Origin of the sequence: Buttiauxella sp., assembly GCF_035271705.1 — a bacterium.
GTDB lineage: Bacteria > Pseudomonadota > Gammaproteobacteria > Enterobacterales > Enterobacteriaceae > Buttiauxella.
Map to the genome: position 1 here is coordinate 1 of NZ_DATERI010000049.1, position 6507 is coordinate 6507.

8 protein-coding genes and 2 pseudogenes are annotated in these 6507 nt (G+C 48.4%); 6 read left to right on the top strand and 4 right to left on the bottom strand.

The window, feature by feature from the left end; genetic code table 11:
- Both VJY99_RS03705 and VJY99_RS03710 read left to right on the top strand, forming a co-directional pair.
- Positions 1-871 (top strand): methyltransferase RsmF C-terminal domain-like protein (locus VJY99_RS03705; RefSeq protein WP_414641568.1); only part of this gene is annotated, 871 nt, incomplete at its 5' end.
- A gap of 104 nt (positions 872-975) precedes the next feature.
- Positions 976-1215: a YebV family protein gene (locus tag VJY99_RS03710; protein ID WP_042717979.1), complete on the top strand. Its 240-nt coding sequence runs from the start codon at positions 976-978 to the stop codon at positions 1213-1215.
- Between the two features lie 34 nt (positions 1216-1249).
- Here the strand turns inward: VJY99_RS03710 and pphA are convergent, their stop codons facing one another.
- Positions 1250-1888 (bottom strand): protein-serine/threonine phosphatase, encoded by a 639-nt coding sequence (pphA, locus tag VJY99_RS03715; protein ID WP_324116444.1) that lies wholly within the window; start codon positions 1886-1888, stop codon positions 1250-1252.
- A 167-nt stretch (positions 1889-2055) separates the two neighbouring features.
- Between pphA and VJY99_RS03720 the strand changes: the two genes are divergently transcribed.
- From VJY99_RS03720 to VJY99_RS03730, 3 genes are all read left to right on the top strand, one after another.
- Complete coding sequence (locus VJY99_RS03720; RefSeq protein ID WP_212473603.1) at positions 2056-3036, top strand: VirK/YbjX family protein; 981 nt, start codon at positions 2056-2058, stop codon at positions 3034-3036.
- A gap of 616 nt (positions 3037-3652) precedes the next feature.
- Positions 3653-3964 (top strand): hypothetical protein, encoded by a 312-nt coding sequence (locus VJY99_RS03725; protein WP_324116447.1) that lies wholly within the window; start codon positions 3653-3655, stop codon positions 3962-3964.
- Positions 3961-4752, top strand: a complete 792-nt coding sequence (locus VJY99_RS03730; protein ID WP_324116448.1) for a hypothetical protein — start codon at positions 3961-3963, stop codon at positions 4750-4752. Before VJY99_RS03725 ends, VJY99_RS03730 begins: the two co-directional genes overlap by 4 nt.
- Before the next feature lie 37 nt (positions 4753-4789).
- Here VJY99_RS03730 and VJY99_RS03735 read toward each other — a convergent pair whose 3' ends face one another.
- Positions 4790-5167 (bottom strand): S24 family peptidase, encoded by a 378-nt coding sequence (locus VJY99_RS03735; RefSeq protein ID WP_324116449.1) that lies wholly within the window; start codon positions 5165-5167, stop codon positions 4790-4792.
- A gap of 1 nt (position 5168) precedes the next feature.
- A pseudogene (locus tag VJY99_RS03740) lies at positions 5169-5315 on the bottom strand (DNA polymerase V); the annotation flags it as partial.
- A gap of 305 nt (positions 5316-5620) precedes the next feature.
- Here VJY99_RS03740 and VJY99_RS03745 point away from each other — a divergent pair.
- Complete coding sequence (locus tag VJY99_RS03745) at positions 5621-5818, top strand: hypothetical protein (RefSeq protein ID WP_324116450.1); 198 nt, start codon at positions 5621-5623, stop codon at positions 5816-5818.
- Between the two features lie 75 nt (positions 5819-5893).
- Here VJY99_RS03745 and VJY99_RS03750 read toward each other — a convergent pair.
- A pseudogene (locus VJY99_RS03750) lies at positions 5894-6507 on the bottom strand (pyocin knob domain-containing protein); the annotation flags it as partial.

The window sequence follows — 6507 nt, forward strand, 5'->3', positions numbered from 1 at the left end:
TCTGTTGGATGCTCCCTGCTCCGGCGAGGGCGTGGTGCGCAAAGATCCTGATGCACTCAAAAACTGGTCGGTGGAAAGCAACCTGGATATCGCTGCCACGCAGCGCGAGCTGATTGAGAGTGCGTTTCACGCGTTGCGTCCTGGCGGCACGCTGGTCTACTCAACGTGCACCTTAAACCGCGATGAGAACGAAGAGGTTTGTCTATGGTTGAAAGCCCAATACCCGGATGCGGTCGAGTTCCTGCCCCTTAATGACTTATTCCCCACGGCACATGAGGCGGCCACGCCCGACGGTTTTCTCCACGTGTTCCCACAAATTTACGACTGTGAAGGGTTCTTTGTCGCACGTCTGCGTAAAACGCAGGCGGTGGCTCCCCTGCCAATACCAAAATTCAAAGTCGGCAATTTCCCGTTTGCGCCGCTTAAAGGTCGCGATGCCGCGCAGCTTGAAGCCGCCGCCAACAGGGTTGGGCTGGTCTGGGACGAGAGTTTGCACCTCTGGATACGTGATAAAGAGATATGGCTGTTCCCGGCACACATTGAGCCGCTTATCGGCAAAGTCCGCTTTTCCCGTATCGGTATCCGCCTGGCGGAAGTACACAACAAGGGGTACCGCTGGCAGCACGAGGCGGTTATTGCGCTGGCAGGTAGCGACAACACCTTTGAGTTGACGCATCAGGAAGCCGAAGAGTGGTATCGCGGCCGTGATGTTTACCCTGAAAGTACCCCGTCGCAGGATGAGGTCATTGTCACCTATCAGGGGTTCCCGCTGGGGCTGGCGAAAAAGATCGGTTCACGGCTGAAAAATAATTATCCGCGCGAGCTGGTTCGTGATGGTCGCTTGTTTACGGGTAACACTCGCACCGACTAAAAAAGCGCATTTTTTTACTGGCGATTTTGCTCTCCTTGTCTAGGCTAAAAAATGGATGCCCGTACTGGTCATACCAGATTTTTGCAACGAACCCGGAGAGCACTATGACGAAAACCAGCGTGCGTATTGGCGCTTTTGAAATCGACGACGCAGAATTGCGCGGCGAAGCACAAGGCGATCGAACGTTAAGTATTCCCTGCAAATCCGACCCGGATTTGTGCATGCAACTGGATGCCTGGGATGCCGACACCAGCGTCCCGGCTATCCTTGATGGAGAACACTCAGTCCTTTACCGCGAGCATTACGACCGTAACACCGATGCCTGGGTCTTGCGTCTTGCCTGACCTAAAGTGAACCCGCCCGAAGGCGGGTTATTTATTACTGCAGCTGAACCAGCGTAAGGAAGCCATCGAACACCGCACCGGTGTCGATATAGTGCAGATTGTTAAAGTCATAGCGTTTATCCAATGGCGTATGTCCGAACCAGAAATGATCCGCCCCCTGGATCCCCTGCCCTTTCCCTACCATAAACCCCATTAAACGGTCACGATCCCACAGCACACGCTGCAGGCTCACCGGTTTATTCCAGACATACTCCGCTGCCGGATAATCCGCATGAGCAATAACATTCAGACCGTTTGCGCAGGTTATTTCAATAATATGCGGTAAGTCCCGACACGCGTTGAGTAGCCTCAGAGCGTTCCGTTTGTCTTCGAGCGCTGAAAACCATATGCCGCCATTTGACATCCAAAGCGCAAAATCATTATTTTCTATTGCATCCAGCGCCATTTGTTCATGATTGCCTCGCACCGCCCGAAACCATTTTTCGTCCATAAGCTGTAAACATTTCACGCAATCGGGGCCGCGGTCGATAATATCGCCAACGGAAATCAAAAGATCCTCGTAAGGATTGAAATGTCGACGCTTCAGTGCGTCCATAAGCCATTGATAGCAGCCATGTATATCGCTGACGACCCAGACGTGACGCCAGCGGTCACCTTCTATTTTCTGATACATAATGCCTCCTTTAAAGAGTATAGCTGCAGCAGAAAATATCCTGTCCCGACATCGTTTTTTACCAAATCAAACAAACCTTCAACCAAACGGAAATAAAGATCGTCGGGCTATTAATCCCTTATTCCCGCCCCTCTAAAATAGAGCGAAATAGAATGAGAGGTCTTAACGTGTCTAACATACACCTGCAAAACGATGTGCTGTATCCCTGTCGCACAAATATCATCTCCGAGTTGGTGAAAGGAAAACGCGTTCCGGGCCCAATCTGGCAGAAGCGCGACTACCGGCTGAAATTTCTTCTGCGCTCACTGTTATTCCGCGCTTCCACCCAGCGCATGCTGGACACGCTATCAGGACGCGATGATTTTGACAGGCTGCTGGCATCGCAAATCACGTTACCGAGTAAAACCCACCGCCAGTACCTGATGCGCGGCCTGCGTCCTGGCGATCGCGCCGACGCTGTTGTCAGTCACTATCACTGGATCGATAGCCTGAAGAACAGCGATCTTGGACACGCCCTGACGAGCCCGCACGAGCAGTGCATTGTGCAATTTCAGGCAAAAAACGACGTGACCTATACCGTCAATGCTTCCTCCGCCGGCAAAGCCGAGCGTGAAGGCGAGAGTACGCTGTGGCTCCATGACAGCGATAACACCTTGCTCGCCAGCCTGACGTTTTGCGTCGCGCGCAGCCACGGTCGGCCAGTGCTGGTCATTGGCGGACTTCAGGGACCGCGCCGCAACGTATCGCGGGAGGCAATCAAGCAGGCCACCCGAGCCTGCCACGGCCTGTTCCCTAAGCGCGTCCTGATGGAAGTGATTTTCCAGCTGGCCGCACAGGCGAATATTCACGCCATTTTCGCCGTCAGCGATGAGGGACACGTGTTCCGCGCGTTGCGCTATCGCCTGAGCAAAGGTCGACATTTCCACGCCAGCTATGACGAATTCTGGGAAACGCTTAACGGCCGCAAGCTCTCGCCTTTCTGCTGGCAGCTCCCCCTGCAGGTGGAACGAAAATCGCTGGAAGAGATTGCCAGTAAAAAGCGGGCTGAATATCGTCGCCGCTTCGAGCTGCTGGATGATATCGCGGGATCGATGAGTTCTCGCTTCCAGACTACTGAGGGCTTTCGCCAACTACGCACAAGAATTTAACAAAACAGTCAAAAAGGGCTGGACTTTGGCCTGCCGTGTTGTGGTATGTTTGAACCAGGCGCACAGGAAATGTGCTCGCTGCAGAGGTCGATAATCGGATTTTATCGTTTACTTTCATGCAGATAAAAAGAGACCGAATACGATTCCTGTTTCTGCCAGCCCTTTTTGGTTTTTGTTAAATATCAAGTAGTTAAGAGCTAAAGCGAGCAAAAACCGACCTGAAATAGCTGCAAATACATGCACTACATTTCAAATACTTATCACTTTTTTCGTGTGCATTCGTGGTTTTATCGTGGATGCACATGCAAAATCTTCGCGTTATCAGTTTATTAAATTAGCAAGCAGCCGCCTGCATGGAATGTGTACACCCGAATACGCATCATGAATTTCTATGCCTGAAATTTACAAAATTATGCTCAGCATCAACCTTTTGTTGGATGAGTAATCAGCAAAGCATGTTAGATTTGTCTACACAATGTTGCATGTTTATAATTACTAAAAATTTGACAGCTAACGCGAAACGCTTTAGCTCAACAATTGTCTATGATAGTAAGCAGGAAAGACGAGGATTGTTGCACCTGCCTTGGAAAGCATCATAGAGGATACAGGAGGTTTTATGTTGACTGACACTATCGGTGCGCTCGGCGTGATCAAGTTGTTCTTTCAGTTAGTTAAGGACAACGATAAAAAATACGACCCCGCAGCCTTCATCGAGTCATTACCGGAAACAGGAATTGGCGCTATAACCATTCATGGCCGCGGTGGGCTTGAGGTTTCCTCTCAGGAGATCAAACAATCTCCAGAGTTTGCCGCGATGCAAAATTATGCCGCGGAGCGCATCAGACACGATTCTGCTGAAGAGGTTAATGTCCATTGGGAACAGCCGATTGAGGTCCAGAAAATGGCTGAGGGTGATGTCGCCAGATGATTGCCCTCTTAATCGTTCCGTTACTTATTAGTGGTTTCATACTTTTAACAAAACATCCATTTCACTTCTACCGTTTACACCGTTACACAGGCCAGCTGCTTTACATGAAAGCAGCTGGCTACGGTTTCTTTTGTGTAATGTGTGCGGCTTTCCTTGCCGTTATTTTGAAAGCTCTCTTTACTGACTTTCACCCAGTAATGGATCTTGCAAAATGGACCTCTTTCACAAAAGAGGATCATCTAAACAGAATGTGGTCTTGGTTTATCTGCATCTCTGTAACATCAATAGCAATCGGCTATCTGTGGGCCTATACGGCAAAAGTTATCTACGTCGTTAAGTTCATCAAAGCATTAGTATCAGACCTCAATCGAAAGCAAGCAATTGTACCCAAGGACATACCTAAGCAACTTAAGCTTTCAGTTCTGGCTCCACTGATGCTTGAGTCACCGATGAATGCATTGTTCTTTCATTCAATGCTTCATAAGAAAAGTATTTTAGTCACATTGGACTGCGGGAAAGTTTATGTTGGCGTGGTTTCCCGCATTGCAGAACCAAACGAAACTGATGCGCCGACACAGGAAATTTCATTGACTCCTATGATGTCAGGATACAGGCACAAAGATACAAAACGAATTTATTTCATCAACGATTACGCTAACTTGGCGCATGTTGACACTAATATCAATATACCCAGAAGCAACATCACGCATTCATCCTGGTTTAATGAGGATGTTCATAAGCAAGTTGATGATTCCTTTGTGGGGCCACGCCAGCCTTCCGATTCTTAATGGTTGGGCACTGCCGCTCTAACAAAGAGCGGCGGTTTTAAATCACCGGATTATCGTCAAACTCCATTGTTCGCATGTCGTTCACCGCGTGCAAAATCACGCCGAAAATCCTGTCATCATCATCTGTGTTTATCCGGTCCTTGCGACCATCACCGCCCAGGCTTTCCAGGTGCTTATATGGCTGAGTCCTGAAACGCCTGATATGGAACTCACCCGCCAGCCTGCAAACGACTACAGAGCCGTCACAAGGCGTTGCCGAGCAATCAACAATGAGTAACGCCCCCTGAGTTATCCCAGCCCTCCAGTAAGTGTTCGCGGCCCGCATGAAGTACGTTGCGCTTGGGTGTGCAATAAACAGCTTATCCAGCGATAAGCGAGCTTCGATGTGGTCTGTGGCTGGTGAAGGAAACCCCATCTCAAAGCCCCCCGTTAGGATTGAACAACATAAAGGTGCGCGCTTCCCCTTCATCACAAGAGATATCCTTGAAGGTTGTCACGTAGCACCCGATCCAGTTGATAGCCTGCTTCAGCGATCAGTTCCAGTTAACCTCCTCAAGCTGTCTACGGATTTAATTTACCTCCCCATTAACTGGAATATGCAAAAAGAGGCTTTCTATTGTAATAGTTTTCTCGCTACGAATTATCATCAACAACATTGCCGAATTCGATTTGACATATTATATATCGCATTACATAAACGCACGACACATTAATCCAATAAAGAAATACAACCGCACCTCTCAGTTGCAAGTCAATTAAATAAATTATTTTTAATATTGATTTAAATCAAAACAAATAAACACTTAAGGAGTATTCTTTTTCATGTGCTTTAAGTACACCCAATTAATATTTATATAGGAACAAAAAAATGAAATACGAACTAATTGCTAAGTCTTCAGACACTAAAAATGAGTCAAAAGTGGAATTAACCATGACTACTGAGTATGAAATGATTATTGGCGACTCCTTTATTAATCAGAAATATAATCTTGAAGGAACAATTACTGGTCGTAAATTTGTGTTCGATGAAAACGGAGAGCTTAAATCTGTCATGCTCTACATCTGATTTTAATATCCCTAAATTCCTTAAATAATAATGCCGTGAGGCCCGTCAGCATTAGTCAGGCCTCACCTACTTATCCTACAACTCCCCCCACTTACCAAATACTAGTGGCTCACCGAATCCAAAGCGGCGATACTCTTTTGTTGAGTTATAAGGCCAGTAAAACTGTCGACAGGCTCCATCACTTACGCCTGTCGCGATCACACGCACAGCCCCTGCGGTTTCCTCAGGATAGTGATTTTCCTCCGTGGCGTAGCTGCTGACGCTTTGGAAGTAATCGCCTGGCGTGGTGAGGTCGTCCAGGTCCTGGTCTTCCGGCAACGAGTTCGAGGCCATTGGCGCAGCACCGACATCTTCAGCTGAAAGACTGTCTTTGGTCGCCAGCTCGCCTAACCCGATATGATCCCGCGCTTCGGCTTGCGCCTTTTCTCCGGCTTCAGCGATTTCGGAAAGGTTGTGAGCAATCTCCAGATATACAGGCTCTTCCTCGACAGCTTTCGTTACGACCGTAACCGACGTGGTTACCCCTGAACTTGCCCCAGTCAATGCCAGCGTTGCGGTTCCCTCACCCGCAATGAAGAGTGTGCCTGAAGGTGTCAACGTCGCAATTGACGAATCAGAGGACGTTGCCAGAACGTTTTCTGAGTAATTCTGCGGCGAATACGTTATAGCGATATCGTAGGACCTGTCTC